This is a genomic window from Pseudomonas sp. P2S-1 (assembly GCF_057197725.1).
Genome location: NZ_CM170068.1, coordinates 6,091,184 through 6,113,160 on the forward strand (window position 1 = coordinate 6,091,184; position 21,977 = coordinate 6,113,160).

A 21,977-nucleotide genomic window follows, 5' to 3' on the forward strand; every position below is an offset into this window, starting at 1 on the left:
CCGCGTCGCTTGTGCAAGGCCGATGTCGCCAGTACCATTACCGCTCTCTTTTTCCGGCAGGAGCAGCTTCATGATTGCGGGCAGTATGGTGGCATTGGTCACACCCATGGATGCACAAGGGCGTCTGGACTGGGACAGCCTCAGCAAACTCGTGGACTTCCACCTGCAGAACGGTACCCATGCCATCGTCGCCGTCGGCACCACCGGCGAGTCGGCAACCCTCGATGTCGAAGAGCACATCCAGGTCATCGAGTTCGTGGTCAAGCAGGTCGCGGGCCGTATCCCGGTCATCGCCGGCACTGGCGCCAACTCCACCAGCGAAGCCGTTCACCTGACCCAGAATGCCAAGAACGCCGGCGCCGACGCCTGCCTGCTGGTCGTGCCGTACTACAACAAGCCGACCCAGGAAGGCCTGTACCAGCACTTCAAGCACATCGCCGAAGCCGTGGACATTCCGCAGATCCTCTACAACGTGCCGGGCCGCACCTCCTGCGACATGCTGGCCGAGACCGTGATCCGCCTGTCCAGCGTGCCGAACATCATCGGCATCAAGGAAGCCACCGGTGACCTGACCCGCGCCAAGGCGATCATCGACGGCGTCAGCGACGACTTCATCGTCATGTCCGGCGACGATCCGACCGCGGTCGAGCTGATCCTGCTCGGCGGCAAGGGCAACATCTCCGTCACGGCCAACGTCGCCCCGCGCGAAATGGCCGACCTGTGCGAGGCCGCCCTGCGTGGCGATGCCGAAACCGCACGGGCCATCAATGAAAAACTCATGCCGCTGCACAAGAACCTGTTCATCGAGGCCAACCCGATTCCGGTGAAGTGGGCCCTGAATGAAATGGGTCTGATGGGCAACGGCATTCGCCTGCCGCTGACCTGGCTGAGCACCTCCTGTCATGACACGCTGCGCCAGGCCATGCGCCAGTGCGGCGTACTGGTTTAATTGAGGACGTACCCCGCATGAAGCGATTGGCTGGTCTTTCCGCCCTTGCACTTGTCATTTCCAGCACCAGCGGTTGCGCCTGGTTGTGGGGCGAAGACGGGTATTTCCGTGACCGTGGCAGCGACTACCTGGAGGCGACCCAAAAGGCCCCCATGCAGTTGCCGCCCGATGCAACCAATGTGAAGCGTCTCGACCCGCTGCTGCCGATTCCGCGCAATGTCGCGGACGACACCGTCAAGGGCGAGTTCGAGGTTCCCCGTCCGCTGCCGCTGGCGGCTACCGCCGATGTCAGCGATTTCAGCCTGCAGAAGAGCGGCGCCGCGCGTTGGGTCCTGGCCCAGCGTTCGCCGGCGGAAACCTGGCCGGTGGCCCGGCAGTTCTTCGAGGACAACGGTTTCCGCATCGCTGAAGAGCGTCCGCAGACCGGTGAGTTCAACACCACCTGGCAGCGTTTCGACGAGCTGTCCGCGTCCATGGCCGATCGCCTGGGCGGCGCGGCCAGCAGCCGCGACAGCGAGATCCGCGCTCGCGTGCGTATCGAACCGGGCGTGCAGCGCAACACCAGTGAGGTCTACGTGGTGACCGTCGAGCGTGCGGCCGGCAGCACCGCCGAGCAGGACTTCCCGGCCCGCTCCAGCAACACCGGCGTCGACGCCGTGCTGGTCGACGAAATGCTCGCCAGCATGACCCGCAGCGCCGAGAAAGGCGGTTCGGTGTCCCTGCTCGCGGCCCGCGACTTCGATGCCCCGAGCCGCGTCAGCCTGAGCGAAGACGGCAGCGGTAACCCGGTGCTGAACCTCGGCGCCGATCTCGATCGTGCCTGGTCCAGCGTTGGTCGTGCCCTGGAGCACGGCGAATGGCGGGTCGAAGACATCAACCGCAGCCTGGGCCTGTACTACATCAACCTGGCCGAGAAAGCCGAGCCGAAGAGCGAGCCTGGATTCCTCAGCCGCATGTTCGGCAGCGAGCCGAGCAAGGAAGAGATCGAAGCCCGTGCCGAGCGCTACCAGGTTCGCCTGAGCAAGGTGGGTGACAGCGTCCAGGTCACCGTCGAGAAGAACATCAATACCGTGGCCCCGGCTGACGTGGCCCGTCGCGTGCTGAGCGTCATCCAGGACAACCTGGGTTAAGTGCGCTTCGCGGTTCTCGGAAGCGGTAGCCAGGGAAATGGCACGCTGGTCAGCAGTGGCGACACGCGGGTGCTGGTCGACTGCGGCTTTTCCCTGCGTGAAACCGAGCGGCGCCTGGCGCGGCTCGGCGTAGCGCCAGACAGCCTGAGCGCCGTGCTGGTGACCCACGAACATGCCGACCACGTGCATGGGGTGGGGTTGCTGGCACGGCGCTACAATGTTCCGGTGTACCTGAGTCGAGGCACCTTGCGCGGTCTGCGCAAGCCGCTGGAGGCGACAGGGCTGCTCGCGGCGAACGACACGTTCGACGTCGGTGACCTGAGCATCCGCGCGGTGGGCGTGACCCATGACGCACTGGAGCCTTTGCAGTACGTGTTCAGCGACGGTCGCAGGCGCCTCGGCGTACTCACCGACCTGGGCTGCTACGACTCGGTGCTGCTGGAGCACTACCGCGGGCTGGACGCCCTGATGATCGAAGCCAACCACTGCCGCGACCTGCTGGCACGCGGTCACTACCCGATGTTTCTCAAGCAGCGGGTAGGCGGCGACTACGGACATTTGAACAACCACCAGGCTGCGAACCTGGTGGCGGAGCTGGGATGGGAACAGTTGCAGCACCTGGTGCTGGCCCACCTCAGCAGCAAGAACAACCTGCCACAGCTGGCCCGGCAATGTTTCGTCGATACCCTCGGGTGCGACCCGGACTGGCTGCAAGTGGCCAACCAGGATTGCGGGCTCGACTGGCGCGAAATCGTCTAGCCCCCTCATTTAGCAAGCGGAGCCCATCATGGAAAAACGTGAAGAACTCTACCGCGGCAAAGCCAAGTCGGTTTACAAGACCGACGACGCCGACCGTTTGATCCTGCTGTTCCGTAACGACACCTCGGCCTTCGACGGCAAGCGTATCGAACAGCTCGACCGTAAAGGCATGGTGAACAACAAGTTCAACGCCTTCATCATGCAGAAGCTGGAAGAAGCCGGCGTTCCGACCCAGTTCGACAAGCTGCTGGGCGACAACGAATGCCTGGTCAAGAAGCTCGACATGATCCCGGTCGAATGCGTCGTGCGTAACTACGCGGCTGGCAGCCTGGTCAAGCGCCTGGGCGTCGAGGAAGGCATCAAGCTGGAGCCATCGACCTTCGAACTGTTCCTGAAGAACGACGAAAAGGGCGATCCGTTCATCAACGAATCCCACGTTGTCGCCTTCGGTTGGGGCACCGCCGAGCAACTGGTCAAGATGAAAGCGCTGTCGCTGAAGGTCAACGAAGTGCTGACCAAGCTGTTCGACGACGCTGGCCTGCTGCTGGTCGACTTCAAGCTGGAGTTCGGCGTATTCCACGGCGAAATCGTCCTGGGTGACGAGTTCAGCCCGGATGGTTGCCGCCTGTGGGACAAGGAAACCCGCAAGAAGATGGACAAGGACCGCTTCCGCCAGGGCCTCGGTGATGTCATCGAAGCCTACGAAGAAGTCGCCAAACGCCTGGGCGTGCCGCTGTAAACCGGCACGTTCGCGCAAGCATCTGAAAGCACGCGATTTTTTTCTCAAAAAGGCTTCGCCTTTGGAGAAAGTGCTGGTATGATGCGCGCCACTGGAGAGATGCCGGAGTGGCCGAACGGGACGGATTCGAAATCCGTTGTACTGGCAACAGTACCTAGGGTTCAAATCCCTATCTCTCCGCCATACATGTCAAAGCCCCTGGAACTGCAAAGTTTCAGGGGCTTTGTCGTTTCAGTCTGATGCTTTAGGGCAATCCTAGGGCATAATTCTGATTCAGTGGGCCGGAGCAGGCCTAATCAGGCCCGATCAAAGGTGCGATCCTTGGGGTTGGAGCGGCGATTGACTTAAGGAGGAGTGCTGCCTGCCGGCAGTATTAAAAATGAAATGGAGTGATTTGGGTTTAGGTTTTTTTCTGGGCTTTTTCGCTGCGTTTCAGATAGTGCTGTTCGTTTTTGCTTTTTACCCTCCAGCCACCGGTCTCGTAGACCAGGTGTTGATATCGTATTTAAAGGATGTTTTAGGACCAGTTTTCACCGGCTTTGGTGGTGCTGGCTTGGGCGCGCTAGTTGCGTATAAGTTTCAAAAGAGGGCTGAGTTCGATAGAGATTTTAAAGAGTCGGTTCATGTCCTGCGAATGGTGAAGTTTCAACTCATAAATAAAATGTCTGAGTTGGTGTCTATCAAGAAGCTATCGGTTCTTCCGCTCGAGGATAGAGGCCATCGTTTTGTCTCCATTGGTCCATTGCCTGAGTCCCCAGCAATCAAAGATCAGGTTGACGGCCGGATCCTTAACTTGCTTGCTGATGTTGAGGCAGCAGAAGCAATTCAAGAGCTTTTGCTTGGTGATCAGTCTTATTTTGCTTGCTTTGAGAACTTTAGAGAGCGTAATAAGGCGCTTTATGCTTTCCGGCAAAAGGCTTCCGAGCTTGGGTTGGTTGATGGGAGAGAGAATGATTTTAGAATTGTATTGCGATCGGTTGAGCCAGGCCGAATTATGGCGTTGTATATGGTTACGGAAAATATGCTATCAGTTCTTGATCAAGGTATTCAAAGCTTAGATGCTGCGCTAAAAAATGTTGGGGATGCCCTCGACAAAAAGTTTTCTGTCGAGGGTGGAAGAAGTATTAGATTTGCGAAGCGTGAGCCGCGTCTTTTTGAGAAATTACAGCCACCACGATTTTCGCCGGAAGGGCTGGAGAAATACATTGAGCAGGTCCGGTCCCAAGGTCATTAATAGCACACGCTACAACAGCCCCATCATCTTCGATACTATATCTGCCATGCTTTTAGTGCCCTTCGATATCCAGCGGCCGTAGTGCTTGCGTACCATAGTGGTGTCAGTGTGGCCGAGTTGGCGGGCAACCAACTCGATCGGAACGTGGCTGGATAGCGCTTGGCTAGCGAATGTGTGGCGAGCCTGGTTAGCGCCTCTATGACGGATGCCAGCTTTAAGGAGGTGCTCGGTGAACCAGTCGCTCAGCACCCTGCCGTTCCATAGCAGGCCGCATGTAGAGCGCTGGAACAGAAAGCGCACCTTCTCGTTCTTCTTGGTGATGTTGTCGCGCTGGACGATAGTTGGAGATGGCCGAGATGGCCGAGATGGCCTATAGCCTATTTCTCACGGATACGGTTGGACAGAAGTGTTTCAATCTCTGCATCCGCCCTGCCGTGCATGACGCTCTTCAAGCCATGACGCTCCAGGTCACGCCAGAACGACACAACGGCAATCACCAGTGACTGAAGCAGATCAAATGAAAGCTGCATATCAGTGACCTTCCGATCAAGTTGGAATTTCATATCATCAATGTGAAACGTACCCGCCTTGATTGATTTGGGCCATAGATCGGGGTAATCCTCGTACAGTTTTGTAGCCTCCGGCCCCTCTCCATGGCGGCAGACGTTTCCAAGACGCATTAGTAGGTCGAGTTGGGTGTACGAGTCAAAAGATGCCAAGTCAAGCCCGCGCGCTAACATAAACATCTTGTTAAAATCCTTCCCCCAATAAACCTTGCGTGCCTTTTCAGCCATTTTTTCACTTTTGTTACGGGCTTCTGACGGTTCAATGTCGTGGGGGGAACGCTGCCGGATACAGCTGACCATGTATGTGCGTATCTGCTGTTCCCACAGGGACTGAATACCAAGACAAAAGGCCATAGCTGCCTTTTGTTCCAGACTAATATAATCCAACGTTTGAAACGCCGCCACGGTAGGGTCAGGATCTTCTTTCAGTTCTTCTCGTCTACGTTGGAGTGCCTGTAGCGAAGGCTCAACAACCAATGACAAATAGTCCTGCACAACGCTTCCATAGTGGCTTGCGTAGATCTCTGTAACAGAATACTTCCATGGATTTTGCATTGAAGGTCATCCTTCGGCTTGTTTGACTGCAAGGTCATGGATGGTCTGTAGGTTACGGTGAATCGCTGAGAGTGCAAGCCACAGGCCCGACGACAGACAGCCGACCGCGATCGAATCAGGGTACCAAGGTGCTCAAGATTGCCCTGCATGAGGTGCAGCCCGGTCTAGGTTGTGATGATGATTCTGGCCACGAAAAGAAGTCCACAACTGTGATTACGATGTCTTTCATTGCTGCACTCCGTTGCAATATCCATAGTTTGGGGTGGCATCATGCCATCGAGTTTGGTGCCCGTAAACGTTCGGCGGATGCGACTACACTGAGCCAATGATCCAGGAAGTATAAGGGGCTACTCTATGGCGAATTTGGGGAAGCTGCGGACGGGATGAGCATTCGGAACAAACACAGGAAATCATTCAATTGCTTTGAAAAAGACGGGTAAGAGCTAGAATGTACAGCCCGTTTCCGTGAGGGCGAATACGGGCTCGTCACCTACCAAATAGAAGGCACGTATAACGAAAAGTGGTGCTGACTGGCAAGGCCATAACAGAAACTGAGGGGGTTGAATACGCTGAGCTGACGGTCAGGCAGCACTGACACCTGAAGGCAGCCTGAGAGGTGAATGGTACACGCCCGCAGGTGCAGGAGGGCCGTTCTTTGCAAGTTTGCATGACGTAGCAGCGACAGACCTAGGCATTGAACAGTTCTTACATCCGCGGTCATGGTGCTTGGTTTTGGCAAGCAAACCATTACGAAACAGCGCTGGCTGAACAGGCCGGCCAAATCCGTGCGAGCGTGAACGCGCCGCACTGGCCTTGACTGGCAGGCGAAGAGCAAGCTCGCCTAGCAGTCTTGAGGATGAGGAACGTCTCAAGCCGACGGCCGAAATCTACTGGAAGGAGATGAGTGATGCTCTACCAGCTCACGCTCGCCTGCGTGACAGGCTTGCTACTGCTGATCTGCGGTTGTCAGTCGTACTCGCCGCTACCGCCCCCCCCCCGGCGCCGGACGCGTGGTGCATGGAGTCATACACGCTGACCTTCCCCCGACACATGCTCAACGAATTATCGGCATCACTGGTGACGGCGACGACGGGTTGAGAGCATAGCTGCCATTCAGAGCTATGTTCACGAGATCAATCAGCAACAGGCGTGGTAGCCATCGATTAATGGAGCTGAGGTCCAGATGGTACAGCCAGCGTGCTTGTGCAAGAATAGGACACAAAAGGAGCGGATGATGTGGAAATCTCGATTGCAAGCATCTCGCATAAGTCGATAGGAGCAGTTAATGGCAACAGTAGTGGGTTTCATTAGCGAAAAGGGTGGAGTTGGAAAAACGACTTCCTGCTATCATGTGGCTGTGGCATTAAATCGGTATCATAATAAGCGCGTGCTTGTGATTGATGCTGACTATCAACGGGGCGGTATTTCAGGGAGGTTCTTTCCGAGGTTGATCGAAAACTTTGGTGAGGAGGTGCCGCCAGATATAACGCTATATCAAAAATTCCAGCAGCTTTATAGTGCTGCGCCGCAAACTTCAGATATTGATATATTTGAATTTAGTGATGGCTTAGATGTCGTTCCTGCGGATTATCGCTTGGCTACGGTTTCAGTTAATAAGCTTCCCAGTACAAATAATATCCGGGCAAACAACGCTTCCTTGTTGGCGCATATGAAAACGATAGAGTTTGTTTTGCGTCCTCTACAAGATGAATATGACTATGTTTTGATTGATTCTCATCCGGAAATATCGGATGTGCTGAAGTCTATCATCTATGCTTCTGATTATTGTGTTTCTCCCGTTAAGCTGGATCGCCAGTCTGCTATAGGTGTAGCGTCCGTGATGGCTGAAATTTCGAATGTGAATTCGGATATTGCTATGATTAGGAGTGCGTTGAGTATTGAGGATTCGTACCGCGACACAATTTTTGCTGGTGCGATTGGTATGATGGCGCGGGAGTATGCATCGGTTCTTAAATACACTGAGGACTCGGAGTACAAGCTGTTACGTCGAGCGGGTCCTGTTTTCGCAAGTTATGTTACGGAAGGCGATGGTTTGAGAATGGCTGCTGCTAGACGACAGGCCGTTTACGATGTTAATGGCTCGAACGCGGCTAAGCAAGCCAACCAGTTTAAACAGCTTACTCTTGAATTCATGCGGACGTGCCCATGATTGAATTAAAACAATTGATCTCTTGGCTTGGCGTAGATGGCGCTAAAGCTGGTTTGGATAAAAGTGACCTCACTATCGCTGAGATACTGGATTTGGCGCATGGAAAAAAGCCGTCATTGAGTAGTAGGGTTAAGCGTATTGAGGCAATTGAAGCTGTTGTGGAGTTGACACGTCAGCAGATTTATAAGAAGCCTGAAGAGTTGATGGAGATGGACGTTGATTCGCTTAAGTCGTATTTTTCCGAGTATAGGTTTAGTAAGCAAGAGTTGCTAGGTTTACTGGAGACTATGGACATTAGGCCGAGTGGTGAGGCAAGAAAGAAGCTGAATGATTTTGCTGCGAGAGAAATAAGCGAAATAGGCCGCTTTCAGAGAGTTGCTCATGGTAGAAATAACGAAGTGTAGGGCGATAAAAGCGGATTAGTTAAATTGGCTTTTGGTTACAGGGAAAGAGGGCGGAGCGGTACCGTTGCCCTCTCTCTGGAGGAGGATGCGCCTATGGAACAGCTGAGGAGCAGCGAAATACTTGGTGGCTACAGTAGATGGCAAAAAAATGGAACAGATTAATGGTGGTCTCGCTGATGCCAGTGTGTTTTGGGTCTTAGGTAGCATATGCCCAATCCTTGATCGTGCCTCAATTTGGCTCACTGGAAAGACTCGGTCGCGTTCCCCATACACGGCCTTCTGAGTGTTCGGAGTGGGTAATAATGAGGCAAGCCGACGCCATCTCATACCGAGCTATGCACCTTTGCTTGACCGCATAAAGGCGCCCAAGTCCCTGGGCTCAGGGCTTGGGCGCCTTTTACTATCCATGCAGCACAATCGGGGTGTTGTCAGGTAGCATCGATGGTCGGCGGATGAAATAGGTTGTCGACCTGCTTAGTGTTGTCGCATCGCTCTACAACCTCGCTGTTGTGGTGGGGATCGTAAATCAGGAAAAATTTGTTCTCGGCGACTACTCTCGTGGCTAGCTTCTCAATATCGTTAAAAATTTGGGTGCCGCGCACCTCTTGCAGGGATCGCCATGTGTCGAGGGTCATCGATATTCCGTCGACGTCATACTCAATTGGTACTTTTTCCATCAGTACAGGTTCTCCTACACAGATTACATGTGAAAGTAGACAGTAGCACAATGGTGGCACTCGGTGTGCTCCTCGAGGTGGAGCCCTCCTCTGTCATAGCTTCAGCACAATCTGGGATTTGCACCCTGCCGAACACGTGATGATTGCGCTAGTATCGAGCACGCACGCATGGAAGCCCTCAATGAAAGCTGGTCACCAAAAACCAATCGACGCGGTAGCGGCACGGGTTGTCGCAAAGGGTGAGCAATTCGAATATCAGGCAAGCGCTACCAGTCTGGATTCCGATCTCCCCCTGGCGATCAAACCAGTACCGCATGCGACTAGAGCAAACCCATCTTTCAGAAACCATGCCGGGGACCGATTTGGACGCTTCACGGTGATGGGCCTTTCGGCCGACAAAAAAGGGCGTTGGGTATGTCGGTGCGTCTGTGGTCGTTATTCCGTGCGGAGCAGCTCGGCCATAGTCAGTTCTGCCGAGGATGCATGTTGCGATCAGTGCTACTTACAGGCGGTCTCAAAGCGTCAAGAGCATCTGCGCCGCTCAACGAAAGACCGTCCAACCAAGGATTTTCTGGCTTGAGCGCTACGGATGAATCTGAAGCCCCATTTGGCTGGCGTAGGGAAATTTTGGGGTCGCATCATGCGCTTAAGGCCATTTTATTCTTCGTGTCGTTCCAAAATAGGGCCTGATGCACCTTAATGGCATTGCAGGCGGGTTCAAATTTCCATCTCTCCGCATAGATGTCAAAGCCCCTGAAACTGTGAAGTTTCAGGGGCTTTGTCGTTTCTGGGGATGCAGGCTCCATATTTTTTGTCTTGCGGTACAGGTAACTTCATGTCCTTGGTGTCCCGTGTCCCGTGTCCCAGGACTCGGGACGGATGGGCAGGTTATCGTATGAAAGGTCAAGGCAAAGACTGTTTCGAAAAAACGAGAGCATTGCGGGAATCGCCATCACCTCTATAAGATTGCGACTCTTTCTCATTCGCTTCAGGTCTCCCTCTCCGTGCCCGCCTCCAACACCAACAAACTGGGTTTCCTTTTCAGCGACCACCATCGCTGGCTGTTGCAGCACGTCCAGCGCCACCTGCGCAATCGTGCGGACGCGGAAGACACTGCGGCGGAGACCTTCTGCCAGATCCTCAGCTCCCGCGTCGATCCCGGTACCATTGAGCAACCCCGCGCCTACCTTTCCACCATCGCCCGCCGCCTGATCTTCGACCGCCATCGTCGTCGCCGGCTGGAACAGGCCTATCTGGAGCGACTGATGTTGCTGCCGGAAGCGCTGGCGCCGTCGCCGGAAGAAACCCACCTGTTGCTGGAAGCCTTGCACGCCATCGACCAGACCCTTTCCGGCCTGCCCCTGATCGTGAAAAAAGCCTTCCTGATGAGCCAGCTCGACGGCTTGAGCTACGCCGAGATCGGCCGTCGCCTGGATGTCTGCCAGCGCACCATCGGCCGCTATATGACTGTGGCCCTGCGTGAGTGCTACCTGAGCGGGGCACAGCCATGAGTCGCCAGGCACTGGATCCGGTCGCCGAAGAGGCGATCGGTTGGATGGTCCGCCTGCGCTCCGGACAGGACAGCGCCCGGGAGCAGGCCCGCTTCCATCAGTGGCTGGGTCAAAGCCCGGCGAACAGCGCCGCCTGGGAGCAATTGCAGCGCGGGCTGGGTCGGCACTATGACGTCGTGCGCCGCGCACCCGGCGCCTTGCGCGAGACCTTGCTGCAGCCGGAAACCGCTCGCCGCGACGTCTTGCGCGGAATGCTCGGGCTTGGCCTGCTCGGCGGCGGCCTGTGGCTGGGCGGGCGCAGCGAGAGCGGCCGGAGCTTCCTGGCCGATCTGCGCACCGGCACCGGCGAGCGCCGCAGCCTGACGTTGAACGATGGCAGTCGCCTGACCCTGAATGCCGGCAGCGCCGTGGACTGCGATTTCTCCGCCGAGCGCCGACGCTTGCGCCTGTATCGCGGTGCACTGGTGGTCCAGGTGGCGGCGGATCCGAACCGGCCCTTTATCGTGCGCAGCGACCAGTGCGACATCCGTGCCCTGGGCACGCGCTTCCTGGTCGAACAACTGGAGGGCAGCACCCGGGTCGTGGTGCTGGAGCACGCTGTGCGGACTTCCTTGCCGACCGGCGAAATCAGGGACCTGACGCAAGGCCAGGCCGCGATGCTGTACCCACAGCGCATCGAGCCGCTGCCAGCCGGGCAGGCGTACCGCGCCGACTGGGTCGATGGCCGGCTCAGTATTCTCGACGAACCCCTGGCGACCCTGATCGACGCGCTGCGTCCTTATCGCTCCGGCTTCATCCGGGTCAGCCCGCAGGTGCGTGATCTGCGTGTACAGGGCGTGTTCCCGCTGGATGACAGCGAACGTACCCTGGCCGCGCTGGCGGAAACCCTGCCGATCCGGATCAAGCACTACGGCCCGTGGCTGACCCTGATCGAGGCAAGGTGACGCGGTTGCAAGAAAAAATCTTTCTCATTCGTGTCCGGTTTTTTCCGCTCGTTGCACCTCTCTCCTGACAACACCAATATCATCAGGAGCATCCACGTGTTCAAACCCTGGCCTCTCGCCCTTGCCATCGCCCTGGCCGCCGCGCCCGCGGCCTTCGCCCGGGCTGAAGGTGCGCAGCAGCAACAGCTGCTGCGTTTCGATCTGCCCGCCGCCAGCCTGGCGCAAACCCTGAATGCCATCGCCCGGCAGAGCGGGCAGGTGATTTCCCTCGATCCCGCATTGGTCGCGGGCAAGCAGGCTGCGGCGATCCGTGGCGAGATGAGTGCGTTGCAGGCCTTGCAGCAAGCGCTGGCGGGCAACCGTCTGCAAGTGATAGTCACCGGCAGCGGCACGCTCAGCGTCATACCCCGGGTCGAAACCGAGGGGGCACTGGAGCTGGGTGCCACCAGCATCAACGGCGTCGGCCTGGGCGAAACCACCGAGGGCAGCGGCTCCTACACCACCGGAGCCGTGACCATCGGCAAGACCCCGCAGTCGCTGCGCAATACCCCGCAGTCGGTCACCGTGGTCACCCGCAAGCTGATGGACGACAAGAACCTGGTCTCCCTCGACCAGGTGATGGCCCAGACCCCCGGGATCACCCGGGCCAACCGCGGCTATGGCAACAACCATTTCAGCTCCCGCGGTTTTGACCTGACCGACGACAGCTACATGGTCGATGGCGTGGCCGGGCAGGCCTTCGCCTACACCGGCTGGATGATTCCGGACATGGCGGTGTTCGACCGCGTCGAAGTCCTGCGTGGCGCCGCCGGCCTGCTGGTGGGGGCGGGCGGTCCTGGCGGGGCGGTGAATCTGGTGCGCAAGCGCCCGACCACAGAACCGAGATTCTCCGTCACCACCCGCGCCGGCTCCTGGGACAACTACCGTCTCGATCTCGATGCCAGCGGCAAGCTGAATGCTGAAGGCACCCTGCGCGGTCGCATGGTCGCGTCCTACGAGGACAAGCACTCGTTCATCGACGTGACCGAGAGCAAGCGCCCGCTGCTGTACGGCATCGTCGAAGGCGATCTGAGCGACGCCACCACCCTCGGTGTAGGCCTGCGCCGGCAGACTTCGCGCATCGATGGCTACAGTGTCCTCGGCTTGCCAAACAACCCCGATGGCAGCAATCCGCACCTCAAGCGCTCGACCTTCCTCGGTCAGGACTGGGCCAAGTTGCAAACCCGTACCGATGAAGTCTTTGCCGACCTCAGCCATCGCTTCAATGAAAACTGGAACGGCAAGCTTGCCCTGTCCCATTCCGAAAGTGCGTTCAATCGCAGCGCCATCGAATGGAGCGCCGAGGACACCCTGGAATACGGTAGCCCGACCGGACCGATGATTTCCGGGACCAACTTCCACAAGTTCGATGTCACCGCCAATGCCATCGATGGTCATCTCGATGGCGACTTCGAGGCCTTCGGCCTCAGCCACCAGATCTCCCTGGGCGCCAACTGGTCGAAGCGCAAGATGAACGACAAGGATGCGACGGCACGCCTGGACAGCCCCCTGCCGCTCAACGTCTACGCACCCGATCACCACCTGTTCCCGGAGCCCGCGCGACCGGCCTGGGCCGCCAAGGACGACACCTTCGACACCCGCTACGGCACCTACCTGAATGCCCGCCTGCACATGACCGAGGACCTGAGCCTGGTCCTCGGTGCGCGCCTGAGCTGGTACAAGACCGAGGCCTGGAGCGATGACCTGGTGGCGACCAACGAGCAGAAGCACGAGTTCACGCCCTTTGTCGGGGTGATCTACGACCTTGACCAGGACTGGTCCTGGTACGCGAGTTACGCCGATATCTTCATGCCTCAGGCCAGTTATCGCACCGCCGCGGGTGGCATGCTCGACCCGGCCATCGGCTCCAACTACGAAACCGGGATCAAGGGTGAACTGCTCGACAAGCGCCTGAACGTGTCCTTCGCGGTGTTCTACATCGAGCAGGAAGATGTCGCGGCGCGGGACTACGCCAATACCGGAAATTGCCCACAGGATGTCGCCGGCCGCTGCTACCTCAACAGCGAGGGCATCAACCGCAGCAAGGGCTTCGAGGCCGAGGCCAGTGGCGAGGTGCTGCCGGGCCTGCAAGTGGCAGCGGGGTACACCTTCAACACCACCAGCTCCCAGGATGGCGGGCCGATTTCTGCGCAAACGCCGAAGCACATGCTGCGGGCCAACACCAACTACACCCTGCCGGGTGAGTGGAACCGCTTCAGTGTCGGTGGTGGTGTCTCGGCGCAGAATGCCTACTACGACGCCTACAACGGCGTGAGCAACAGCGGCCGGGCGCTGTTCGATGCGCGGGCGGCGTACAAGGTCGACCAGCACTGGACGGTGGGGGTGGACATCGAGAACCTGCTGGACCGCAAGTACTTCGACTCGACGGGGTACTGGACCCGGGGGACGACGTACGGGACGCCACGGAGTTACATGGTGTCGTTGCGCGGGGATTTCTGACGCTCCGCTCGTTTCTTCATGTCAATCCAGACATACAAGGCCTCGGAGGCTACAACGGCTCCAGGGCCTTGTTTTTCAATATCTTGAATCATTGAAGGTGAGTGGTTTTCCATCGCAACGTGGAAAATGGCCGATCCAGCTCCGCCGGCGCGGAGGAATTCTGGAATGGAGGCCGCGTGACCCGCTATTTCAAGCCGCTAAAGATTGATGGGCGAGTCTATTCGTTCAGTCATCTGGAACCCGTGACGCTCTGCTTCTTCAGTCAGGCGGTAAATCGTGACCTACGGATTCATGTCACCTATTCCAACCACTGTTTCACTTCAGGCTGGTGTGAGTCTTCTCACCCTGAAGGGCAGCCGGTTCTAAAGGATGGTGGTGGTCGGCCACGAACGTTTTGCGAAGTGCGCTATCGGCTCTCCAAAGGCTTGCCGGCAATCGTGGAGCAATTGAATACAGCACAATGCAAGGTCTGGCAGACTCACGCACGTCGCAACTGGGCTTATAGCGTGCGAATCGATGATCCTGCGGGCCCCTATCATGTCTTCCTCAGTGTGAACCGCGCTGCCAGGGGCAAAGCCCAGGATATCGATGTGATGATCGAGAGCGCGTATCACGAGACGAATAATGGGCCTCAGCTATTGGGGCGTATGGGCTTCTGGATGCTTTGTACAAATACCTGGCTACGCAAGCCCGTTTCGACAAAGCGGTAGCCACAGAAACGAAAAAAGACGCTTTGAGCGTCTTTTTTACGTTTGGTACAGCAGACCCGGACACCACTTGCGAACCGCCTTGCGCGATTACGGCTTTCGCCGCTGGGAAGCGCTCGATCTCATCCGGTCAGTCGCTTCGACCTCGCCAATCTAATCAATGTCACCCGTATCGTCAACCTAACCCCATCCGATACTCGATCACCCCCGGCTTCTCCGCGATCCAGTCATACAACCGCTGCGCCGTGCGATTGCTTTCCTGGGTATGCCAGTAGAGCCGGTCGCAGGCCTTTTCCCGCGCTTGCTCCTGCACGTATTCGATCAACTGCTTGCCGATCATCTGCCCGCGTGCGCTCGGGCAGACGTAGAGGTCCTCGAGGTAGCAGAAGTCGTTCCTGCCCCAGGTGGAACGGTGAAATACCCAATTCACGAAACCGTAGATCCGCTTGTTGTCCGCAGCCACCGCGCAATGCACCGGCTCCGCAGGGTCGAAGAAGCGCTCCCAGGTGACGCCGGTGAGTTCCATGCCCAGGTCCACCTGGTAGAAGGTCTGGTAGCTACTCCAGTATTCGCACCACTGCTCCATATCACCTTGCGCCAAGGGACGTATCACTATCGATTGTTCTACTGCTGCCATGGAAAGGCTCCTGTCTGGACCGATCGAAACGGGCGTGTGCCCGGTTGCGATTTATAGTCCTGGAATGGCCTGAAATAGCCGGCCAATTACCGATAGCCAGTCAGACCATTTTGCGCAGCAGCTTCTTCAGCTTGCTCACTGCAGCCGTCAGTTCCGCCGGCGTATGCGCCGCGAAGCCCATCAGGAAGCCCACGTCGTTGCGCGGTCGCGCATACAGGCTGCCCATCCCCAGCAAGTCCACGTCCACTGCCCTTGCGGCAGCGACCAGCGCCCGTTCATCCATGGGCCGGGTAAAGAAGCAGGGCATCTGCATGCCGCCAGCGGGAACCTGTGGCACGAGGAAATCCGCCAGATGCCGGTGTACCAGCTCGGCGAGGATATCCCGGCGAGCCTTGTACAGCGCACGCATGGTCCTGACATGGGCACCGAGATGCCCGCCCTCGATAAAGCGCGCCAGGGTCAGTTGCGAAAGTGAAGGGTTATGTCCGTCCTGCAACGTCCGCGCCGCCGTCATCGGACCGACCAGTTGTGGCGGCAGGACCATGTAACCGATGCGCAGGCCGGGGAACATGGATTTGGTGAAGGTGCCGATATAGAGCGTCCGCTCATGGGCATCCAGCCCCTGCACGCAGGCGGTGGGCCGCCCTTCGTAGTGGAACTCGCTGTCGTAGTCGTCCTCGATGATCCAGGCCCGTTGCTGGCGCGCCCATTCGATGGCGGCCAGGCGCCGGTCGAGGGACAGGGTGGTGCCACTGGGAAATTGATGGGACGGGGTCAGGAACACCGCCCGGGCATCCGGGGCCAGGGCGGCCATGGCCTCGACCTGCATGCCATGTTCATCGACGGGCACCGGGACAGCTTCCAGGCCCGCAGCGCCAATCGCCTTGCGTGCGCCGTGATACATGGGGTCCTCCACCAGCACCCGCTCGCCGCTATCCATCAGCACCGTCGAGCACAGGCTCAGGGCCTGCTGCGAGCTGGTCAGGATCAGCACCCGCTCGGCGCTGGCCTGGGCACCACGTTCGAGGTTGAGGTAATCGGCGATCGCACTTCGCAGCACCTCCATGCCCTGTGGCGCGCTGTGCAGCAGGGCACGGGTGCCATGCTCCTTGATGACCTGGCGTTCCAGTCTTTCCCAGACCGGCAGCGGAAAATTCCGCGTTTCGGCAACGCCGGGCGCGAAGGGGAGCGGGTATTGGAAGTTGTGCACACCGCCGTCGCGAAACACGGCGGCTCCGCGACGACTCAGTTCAGCCGGTCCGGTATTCGCCTTCGCAGGCTGGCGCTTGCGCGGCGGCAGATGGCGGGCACGTTCCGAGACGAAACTGCCGCTGCCGACCTGGCGCTCGATAAACCCTTCGGCATGCAGCTGGCTGTAAGCCGCCTCGACCGTGTCCCGCGATACACCCAGGGACACTGCCAGTGGTCGCGTGGCCGGCAGCGGCTTGCCTACGGCCAGCGCGCCATCGAGGATCAATTGACGAATCCCGCGCTGGATGCGCACATGCAGTGAAAGCACGCCGTGGGCCGGGTCACTGATCCAGGCCTTTACCGATTCCAACTGGGCGGTCTTGAACATTGGTCTGCTCTTCATCCGTGAATGGACGGGAAAATCCCGCCATTCTACGACCGCCCGAAGTCCGCGATCAGCCGAAAATCACGTAGCTCTTGCGCACCGTCTCGCGAATGGTCCACAGCCCCTGGGTATCCGGCGGAAAACACAGGGTATCGCCTGCCCGGAACTCCAGCGGCTCGCCTCCATCCGGTGTGAAGCTGCCTTCTCCACTGATGATGTAGCTGTACTCTGCTTCCTTCACGCCCCGGCGAAAACTCCCGGGTGTGCACTCCCAGATACCGGTTTCCGCGTTCGCGCCTTGCAGGCTGTACTGCCCGGCACTGCGGCTGTGGGCTCCGGAATCCCCCACCGGAGCGGGTTCGCTGAATTGTTCTTCGCTAACGGCGGCTAGTACGACAGGTTTCATCAGGTGATCTCCTCGCATCAGAAAACGGCATCGAGCAGCCGGTACCAGGCGATTCCGACGCCCAGGTAAAGGCGCTGCAGGCCATGGAACGGAATGGGGCGGATCGGCGTGACCGGGAACGGAAACTCCTTTTCCTTGCCGAGCAAGCGCTGCGCCAGATGCCGCCCGAGGGTGCTGGCCATGGCGATGCCGCGACCGTTGTAGCCGAGCAGGATGCTCAGGTTCGGCGCCGGCTCGTGCAGGCGTGGCATGAAGTCCTGGGTCAGGGCGACGCGTCCGGCCCACTGGTACTCGAACTCGACCCCGGCCAGTTGCGGGAACAGCCCGAGCATCGAGCGCTTGAGGTGATTCCAGTCCTCTGCCGAACGCGGTTCGGCGAACGGGCCGCGACCTCCGAGCAACAGGCGGCCGCTGGCGTCCTGCTTGAAGTAGAGAAGCAGCCGTCGCGCATCGGAACATACCTCGCCACCGGGCAGCACGCTGCGCCGCAGGTCTTCCGGCAGGGGGCGGGTGGCGACGATGAAGCTGTTGGCGGGCAGCAGGGTTTGGCGCAGGTTCGGCCAGAGGTTGTCGGTGTAGCCATTGGTGGCGAGCACCACATGCTCGGCACGCACGCTGTGCTGCTGATCGGTGGTCAGCCGCCAGCGCCCGTCTTCCTGACACAGGTCGGTGACGCGGTTATGCCCGTGGATCTGCACGCCCTCGGCAATCGCTGCTCGGGCCAGGCCGCGGGCGTAGCTCAGCGGCTGCACGCTGCCGGCCCGGGGGTCGACCCAGGCACCGAGGTAGTCGGTGCTGCCGATGCGCCGGGTGACGCTGGCCTGGTCGAGCATTTCCACCGGCACGCCGCGTTGCCGCCATTGCTGCGCTCGGCGTTCGATGGCGCGCATGGCGGTGGGGGAGGCAGCCGGCTGGATCCAGCCGTGGCGGGTCGCCTCGCAGTCGATGTTGTAGCGCTCGATCAGTTCGAAGACGTTATCGGCGGCGTGCCCGACCACATCGATCAGGCGCTCGGCGCGGTCGCCGCCGAACATCCGGCGCAGGTCGTCGGGGTCGTGCTTGAGCCCGGGGATCACCTGGCCGCCATTGCGCCCCGAAGCGCCCCAGCCCGGCTCGCCGGCATCCAGCACGCAGACCCGGGCGCCACCGCGGGCCAGGTGCAGGGCGGTGACCAGCCCGGTATAGCCGGCGCCGACCACCGCCACATCGACCCGCAGGTTGTCGCGCAGCGGCGGGGTGGCCGGGGCCTCGATGGCCGTGGCGGCCCACAGTGAAGGGGGCAGTTGCAGGCTCATGCCTGGCCTCCTTCGGTGTTGAGCAGGCGCCGGAGGAATTCCTGGGTGCGCGGCTGCTGCGGTGCGCCGAGTACGTCCTTCGCCGCGCCTTCCTCGACGATCCGCCCGCCATAGAGGAAGCAGACCTTGTCGGCCACCTCGCGGGCGAAGCCCATTTCGTGGGTCACCACCACCATGGTCATGCCCTCGGCGGCCAGGGTGCGCATCACCGTCAGTACCTCGCCGACCAGCTCCGGGTCGAGGGCCGAAGTCGGTTCGTCGAACAGGATTGCCTTGGGTCGCATGGCCAGGGCGCGGGCGATGGCCACACGCTGTTGCTGGCCGCCGGACAACTCGTCCGGGTAGGCGTCCATGCGGTGGCTCAGGCCGACCTTTTCCAGCAGGGCGCGGGCGTGTTCGCGGGCCGCGGCCGGGTCTTCCTTCTTCACGTACACCGGGCCTTCCATCACGTTCTGCAGGGCGGTGCGGTGGGGGAACAGGTTGAAGCGCTGGAACACCATGGCGACCTGGGTGCGGATCTCGTGGATGCTCTTTGCATGCCGGTCGACCCGCTCGCTGCCCACCAGGATGTCGCCGCCCTCGTAGGTTTCCAGGCCGTTGATGCAGCGCAACAGGGTGGATTTGCCCGAGCCGGACGGGCCGATCAGGCACACCACCTGGCCGCTTTCGACGTTCAGGTCGATGCCTTCCAGAACCCGGGTGCTGCCGTAGCTTTTATGCAGGGACTTAATGCTGATCATGCGTTCTTCCTCGTGGCGATCCGCGCTTCGAGGCGGCGCAGGGCATACGACAGCGGCAGGCTCAGGGCCAGGTAGAGCAGGGCCACCAGGGTGTAGACGGTCATGTTTTCGAAGGTCGAGGAGGCGATCAGTTGGCCGGCGCGGGTCATTTCCGCGACGGTGATGGTCGACACCAGCGACGAGTCCTTGAGCATCATCACCAGGGTGTTGCCGTAGGGCGGCAAGGCGATGCGGAAGGCCTGGGGCAGGATCACCCGGCGCATGATCATCGGTCCGCGCATGCCGATGGACTCGGCGGCCTCGATCTGGCCCTGCTGGATGGCCTGGATACCGGCGCGGAAGTTCTCCGCCTGGTACGCCGAGTAGGCGATGCCCAGGCCGATGATGCCGGCCTGCAGGGCGCTGAGCTGCACGCCGAACTCCGGCAGGACGAAGTAGATGTAGAACAGCTGCACGATGATCGGCAGGCCGCGGATGATGTTGACCACGGTGATGCCGAACAGGGCGATGGCGCGGACCTTCGACACCATCATCAGGGCGAAGGCCAGGCCGATGATCGAGCTGAGCAGGAACGAGGCGATCGTGACCTGCACGGTGACCACCGCGCCACTCAGGAGAATGGGCAGGAAGTCCAGGGCGTTCTGGAGAAACATGGGAAATGTCCGTGAGTGCGAATCAGGAAAGCGCGCCCGCACGGGGCGCGTGAGAATCGACGGTCAGTCGAGGTGCCACTTGTCGATGATCGCCGCCAGGGTGCCGTCGGCCTTGATGCTGGCGATGCCCTGGTTGACCCGGCTGAGCATGTCGCGGTCGCCCTGGCGCAGGATGATGCACACCTCGCCCTTGATCTGCGGGGCGTAGCTGTCCACGAGACGGACCTTCTTCAGCGTGCCCTTGGACATCTGGTAGGCGAGGATCGGATGGTCGCCGAAGCCGGCCTTGATCCGGCCCAGGGCCAGGTCGCGGGTCAGGTCGGCGAGGGAGTCGTAGCCGCGCACTTCCTTGAAGATGCCGCGCTTGTTCAACTCGTCGATGAAGATGGTGCCGACCTGGGCGCCGACCACTTCGCCCTTGAAGTCATCCATGCTGGTGTAGGCGCCGGTATCGTCGTCGCGCACGATCAGGCCCTCGCCGTACTCGAACACCGGGTCGGAGTACTGCACCACCTTCTCGCGCTCCGGAGTGCGCAGCATGGCGGCGGAGATCAGGTCGATCTTGCGCGCGGTCAGCGAGGGGATCAGGGCGGCGAAGGTGGTCTGGGCGATCTCCACTTCGAAACCGGCGGCCTTGGCCACGGCCTGCGCCGAGTCGACCATCATGCCCTGGATGCTGTTGCTCTTGACGTCGAGGAAGGTAAAGGGAATGCCGGTGGCGGTGGCGCCGACCTTGTAGGTGTCGGCATTGGCGACCAGCGAGGTTGCGCAACTGGCCACCAGGGCAAGGGCGCAGGTCAACACACGAAAGCGAGGATGCATGGCGAATACTCCCATTTGACGCGGTTTTTTATAGTTGTGCGTTATGGATGCCTCATGAAGCGGCAGGAGGCGGTAAATTCACCATAATGTGATTTACATAAATCGTAAAGAGATTTATAAGTATCGACTATCGATATTCAAAGCCTGTTTTTTACCAAGGACGCGACATGAGCGACAACGACAACAGCCTGTTCAACCAGTCCCTGGAGAAAGGCCTGGCGGTGCTGCGGGCCTTCAACGCACGCAATCGCACCATGAACCTGGCCGAGGTGGCGGCAGCGGCCGGCATCAACAAAAGCTCCGCGCAACGGATGATCCACACCCTCGAAGCACTGGGTTATGTCAGCAAGCATCCGGTGACCAAGCGCTTCCAGTTGACCCCGCACGTGATGGAGATCGGCTACAACTACCTGGCTGCCGATACCCTGGTGGACGTCGCCAACCCGTTCCTCGCCGAGCTGGCGCAGACCACCGGCGAGACCACCAACCTGACCGAGCCGGTGCGCAGTGACATGCTCTATGTTGCGCGTTTCGTCGGGCCCAAGTTCATCCCCATCCACCTGCCGATCGGCAGTCGCATTCCCATGTACTGCACGGCGTCCGGGCGTGCCTACCTGAGTGCGCTGGAGGATGACGAGGTCATGGCCTTGCTGGAGCAGAGCGATATCGCCAGCCATACCCAGTTCACCCGGACCTCGATGGAGGCGATACTCGGTGAAATCGCGGAGATCCGCCGCAAGGGCTATGCGATCAACAGCGAGGAGCTGTTCCTCGGCGATATGGCAGTGGCGGCGGTGGTGCGCAACAGCCAGGGGCGGCCGGTGGCGTCGGTGCATGTGGTGGCGCCTACCAGCCGCTGGACTCGTGAAGAGGCCGAGCGCCGCCTGGCGCCGGCTGCGCTGGAATGTGCGCGGGCTATCAGCACTTCGATCAGAACGTTGTAGGATCAGACCCCGATCAGAGGTCATGCGCGAACCCTGTGGGAGCTGGCTTGCCAGCGATGA

Annotated in this window: 22 protein-coding genes and 1 tRNA gene; 13 read left to right on the top strand and 10 right to left on the bottom strand. The window is 59.6% G+C overall.

The window, feature by feature from the left end; genetic code table 11:
* Positions 1-70 precede the first annotated feature (70 nt).
* The 6 genes from dapA (at position 71) to AC2CQI_RS27405 (ending at position 4,811) form a co-directional block, all read left to right on the top strand.
* A complete protein-coding gene (dapA, locus tag AC2CQI_RS27380; RefSeq protein ID WP_484578455.1) occupies positions 71-949 on the top strand; it encodes a 4-hydroxy-tetrahydrodipicolinate synthase in 879 nt (292 codons plus the stop codon).
* A gap of 17 nt (positions 950-966) precedes the next feature.
* Positions 967-2,079 (top strand): outer membrane protein assembly factor BamC, encoded by a 1,113-nt coding sequence (gene bamC, locus AC2CQI_RS27385; RefSeq protein ID WP_075806120.1) that lies wholly within the window; start codon positions 967-969, stop codon positions 2,077-2,079.
* Positions 2,080-2,838 carry an MBL fold metallo-hydrolase gene (locus AC2CQI_RS27390; protein ID WP_075806119.1) on the top strand — a complete coding sequence of 253 codons (759 nt, stop codon included), beginning with the start codon at positions 2,080-2,082 and terminating at the stop codon, positions 2,836-2,838. It begins immediately after the preceding gene.
* Between the two features lie 28 nt (positions 2,839-2,866).
* Positions 2,867-3,577, top strand: coding sequence for a phosphoribosylaminoimidazolesuccinocarboxamide synthase (gene purC / locus AC2CQI_RS27395; RefSeq protein WP_075806118.1), 711 nt, complete (start codon positions 2,867-2,869; stop codon positions 3,575-3,577).
* 93 nt (positions 3,578-3,670) lie between these two features.
* Positions 3,671-3,760, top strand: a tRNA-Ser gene (locus AC2CQI_RS27400).
* A 196-nt stretch (positions 3,761-3,956) separates the two neighbouring features.
* The gene (locus tag AC2CQI_RS27405) at positions 3,957-4,811 is read left to right on the top strand and encodes a hypothetical protein (RefSeq protein ID WP_484578456.1); all 855 of its coding nucleotides are present in this window, start codon (positions 3,957-3,959) and stop codon (positions 4,809-4,811) included.
* Positions 4,812-4,820: 9 nt separating this feature from the next.
* Here AC2CQI_RS27405 and AC2CQI_RS27410 read toward each other — a convergent pair whose 3' ends face one another.
* Entirely contained in the window at positions 4,821-5,111 is a 291-nt protein-coding gene (locus AC2CQI_RS27410; RefSeq protein WP_484578457.1) for a tyrosine-type recombinase/integrase, read from the bottom strand.
* A 77-nt stretch (positions 5,112-5,188) separates the two neighbouring features.
* Complete coding sequence (locus AC2CQI_RS27415; protein WP_484578458.1) at positions 5,189-5,932, bottom strand: hypothetical protein; 744 nt, start codon at positions 5,930-5,932, stop codon at positions 5,189-5,191.
* Positions 5,933-7,217: 1,285 nt separating this feature from the next.
* Between AC2CQI_RS27415 and AC2CQI_RS27420 the strand changes: the two genes are divergently transcribed.
* Entirely contained in the window at positions 7,218-8,102 is an 885-nt protein-coding gene (locus tag AC2CQI_RS27420) for a ParA family protein (protein WP_484578459.1), read from the top strand.
* Positions 8,099-8,506: a hypothetical protein gene (locus AC2CQI_RS27425; protein WP_484578460.1), complete on the top strand. Its 408-nt coding sequence runs from the start codon at positions 8,099-8,101 to the stop codon at positions 8,504-8,506. Before AC2CQI_RS27420 ends, AC2CQI_RS27425 begins: the two co-directional genes overlap by 4 nt.
* Positions 8,507-8,934: 428 nt before the next feature.
* Here AC2CQI_RS27425 and AC2CQI_RS27430 read toward each other — a convergent pair whose 3' ends face one another.
* Positions 8,935-9,183: a hypothetical protein gene (locus AC2CQI_RS27430; protein WP_484578461.1), complete on the bottom strand. Its 249-nt coding sequence runs from the start codon at positions 9,181-9,183 to the stop codon at positions 8,935-8,937.
* 1,004 nt (positions 9,184-10,187) lie between these two features.
* On the opposite strand from AC2CQI_RS27430, the gene AC2CQI_RS27435 reads away from it, so the two are divergent.
* The 4 genes from AC2CQI_RS27435 (at position 10,188) to AC2CQI_RS27450 (ending at position 14,847) form a co-directional block, all read left to right on the top strand.
* On the top strand, positions 10,188-10,694 hold the full coding sequence (locus tag AC2CQI_RS27435) for a sigma-70 family RNA polymerase sigma factor (RefSeq protein WP_484578462.1): 507 nt from the start codon (positions 10,188-10,190) through the stop codon (positions 10,692-10,694).
* A complete protein-coding gene (locus AC2CQI_RS27440) occupies positions 10,691-11,638 on the top strand; it encodes a FecR domain-containing protein (protein ID WP_484578463.1) in 948 nt (315 codons plus the stop codon). Before AC2CQI_RS27435 ends, AC2CQI_RS27440 begins: the two co-directional genes overlap by 4 nt.
* Before the next feature lie 96 nt (positions 11,639-11,734).
* Positions 11,735-14,137 (top strand): TonB-dependent siderophore receptor, encoded by a 2,403-nt coding sequence (locus AC2CQI_RS27445; RefSeq protein ID WP_081430348.1) that lies wholly within the window; start codon positions 11,735-11,737, stop codon positions 14,135-14,137.
* A 176-nt stretch (positions 14,138-14,313) separates the two neighbouring features.
* On the top strand, positions 14,314-14,847 hold the full coding sequence (locus AC2CQI_RS27450) for a hypothetical protein (protein WP_484578464.1): 534 nt from the start codon (positions 14,314-14,316) through the stop codon (positions 14,845-14,847).
* 172 nt (positions 14,848-15,019) lie between these two features.
* Here AC2CQI_RS27450 and AC2CQI_RS27455 read toward each other — a convergent pair whose 3' ends face one another.
* The 7 genes from AC2CQI_RS27455 to AC2CQI_RS27485 form a co-directional block, all read right to left on the bottom strand.
* On the bottom strand, positions 15,020-15,481 hold the full coding sequence (locus AC2CQI_RS27455; RefSeq protein WP_484578465.1) for a GNAT family N-acetyltransferase: 462 nt from the start codon (positions 15,479-15,481) through the stop codon (positions 15,020-15,022).
* A 100-nt stretch (positions 15,482-15,581) separates the two neighbouring features.
* A complete protein-coding gene (gene pdxR / locus AC2CQI_RS27460) occupies positions 15,582-17,060 on the bottom strand; it encodes a MocR-like pyridoxine biosynthesis transcription factor PdxR (RefSeq protein WP_484578466.1) in 1,479 nt (492 codons plus the stop codon).
* Between the two features lie 67 nt (positions 17,061-17,127).
* Positions 17,128-17,463, bottom strand: coding sequence for a cupin domain-containing protein (locus AC2CQI_RS27465; protein WP_484578467.1), 336 nt, complete (start codon positions 17,461-17,463; stop codon positions 17,128-17,130).
* Positions 17,464-17,480: 17 nt separating this feature from the next.
* Positions 17,481-18,758: an NAD(P)/FAD-dependent oxidoreductase gene (locus AC2CQI_RS27470; protein WP_484578468.1), complete on the bottom strand. Its 1,278-nt coding sequence runs from the start codon at positions 18,756-18,758 to the stop codon at positions 17,481-17,483.
* Positions 18,755-19,498 carry an amino acid ABC transporter ATP-binding protein gene (locus AC2CQI_RS27475; RefSeq protein WP_075806108.1) on the bottom strand — a complete coding sequence of 248 codons (744 nt, stop codon included), beginning with the start codon at positions 19,496-19,498 and terminating at the stop codon, positions 18,755-18,757. Before AC2CQI_RS27475 ends, AC2CQI_RS27470 begins: the two co-directional genes overlap by 4 nt.
* Positions 19,495-20,151 carry an amino acid ABC transporter permease gene (locus tag AC2CQI_RS27480; protein WP_484578469.1) on the bottom strand — a complete coding sequence of 219 codons (657 nt, stop codon included), beginning with the start codon at positions 20,149-20,151 and terminating at the stop codon, positions 19,495-19,497. The genes AC2CQI_RS27475 and AC2CQI_RS27480 overlap by 4 nt, the downstream gene beginning before the upstream one ends.
* A gap of 63 nt (positions 20,152-20,214) precedes the next feature.
* Entirely contained in the window at positions 20,215-20,973 is a 759-nt protein-coding gene (locus AC2CQI_RS27485) for an ABC transporter substrate-binding protein (RefSeq protein WP_484578470.1), read from the bottom strand.
* Between the two features lie 167 nt (positions 20,974-21,140).
* On the opposite strand from AC2CQI_RS27485, the gene AC2CQI_RS27490 reads away from it, so the two are divergent.
* Entirely contained in the window at positions 21,141-21,917 is a 777-nt protein-coding gene (locus AC2CQI_RS27490; protein ID WP_075806105.1) for an IclR family transcriptional regulator, read from the top strand.
* Positions 21,918-21,977: the final 60 nt, after the last annotated feature.

What these genes read in the sequence shown, in the direction of transcription:
- AC2CQI_RS27465 (WP_484578467.1), bottom strand. Translation starts at nt 17,463, where the DNA reads ATGAAACCTGTCGTACTAGCCGCCGTTAGCGAAGAACAATTCAGCGAA.
- AC2CQI_RS27420 (WP_484578459.1), top strand. Translation starts at nt 7,218, where the DNA reads ATGGCAACAGTAGTGGGTTTCATTAGCGAAAAGGGTGGAGTTGGAAAA.
- AC2CQI_RS27470 (WP_484578468.1), bottom strand. Translation starts at nt 18,758, where the DNA reads ATGAGCCTGCAACTGCCCCCTTCACTGTGGGCCGCCACGGCCATCGAG.
- bamC (WP_075806120.1), top strand. Translation starts at nt 967, where the DNA reads ATGAAGCGATTGGCTGGTCTTTCCGCCCTTGCACTTGTCATTTCCAGC.
- pdxR (WP_484578466.1), bottom strand. Translation starts at nt 17,060, where the DNA reads ATGTTCAAGACCGCCCAGTTGGAATCGGTAAAGGCCTGGATCAGTGAC.
- AC2CQI_RS27405 (WP_484578456.1), top strand. Translation starts at nt 3,957, where the DNA reads ATGAAATGGAGTGATTTGGGTTTAGGTTTTTTTCTGGGCTTTTTCGCT.
- AC2CQI_RS27455 (WP_484578465.1), bottom strand. Translation starts at nt 15,481, where the DNA reads ATGGCAGCAGTAGAACAATCGATAGTGATACGTCCCTTGGCGCAAGGT.
- AC2CQI_RS27415 (WP_484578458.1), bottom strand. Translation starts at nt 5,932, where the DNA reads ATGCAAAATCCATGGAAGTATTCTGTTACAGAGATCTACGCAAGCCAC.
- AC2CQI_RS27475 (WP_075806108.1), bottom strand. Translation starts at nt 19,498, where the DNA reads ATGATCAGCATTAAGTCCCTGCATAAAAGCTACGGCAGCACCCGGGTT.
- AC2CQI_RS27490 (WP_075806105.1), top strand. Translation starts at nt 21,141, where the DNA reads ATGAGCGACAACGACAACAGCCTGTTCAACCAGTCCCTGGAGAAAGGC.
- AC2CQI_RS27425 (WP_484578460.1), top strand. Translation starts at nt 8,099, where the DNA reads ATGATTGAATTAAAACAATTGATCTCTTGGCTTGGCGTAGATGGCGCT.
- purC (WP_075806118.1), top strand. Translation starts at nt 2,867, where the DNA reads ATGGAAAAACGTGAAGAACTCTACCGCGGCAAAGCCAAGTCGGTTTAC.
- AC2CQI_RS27485 (WP_484578470.1), bottom strand. Translation starts at nt 20,973, where the DNA reads ATGCATCCTCGCTTTCGTGTGTTGACCTGCGCCCTTGCCCTGGTGGCC.
- AC2CQI_RS27440 (WP_484578463.1), top strand. Translation starts at nt 10,691, where the DNA reads ATGAGTCGCCAGGCACTGGATCCGGTCGCCGAAGAGGCGATCGGTTGG.
- AC2CQI_RS27480 (WP_484578469.1), bottom strand. Translation starts at nt 20,151, where the DNA reads ATGTTTCTCCAGAACGCCCTGGACTTCCTGCCCATTCTCCTGAGTGGC.
- AC2CQI_RS27430 (WP_484578461.1), bottom strand. Translation starts at nt 9,183, where the DNA reads ATGGAAAAAGTACCAATTGAGTATGACGTCGACGGAATATCGATGACC.
- dapA (WP_484578455.1), top strand. Translation starts at nt 71, where the DNA reads ATGATTGCGGGCAGTATGGTGGCATTGGTCACACCCATGGATGCACAA.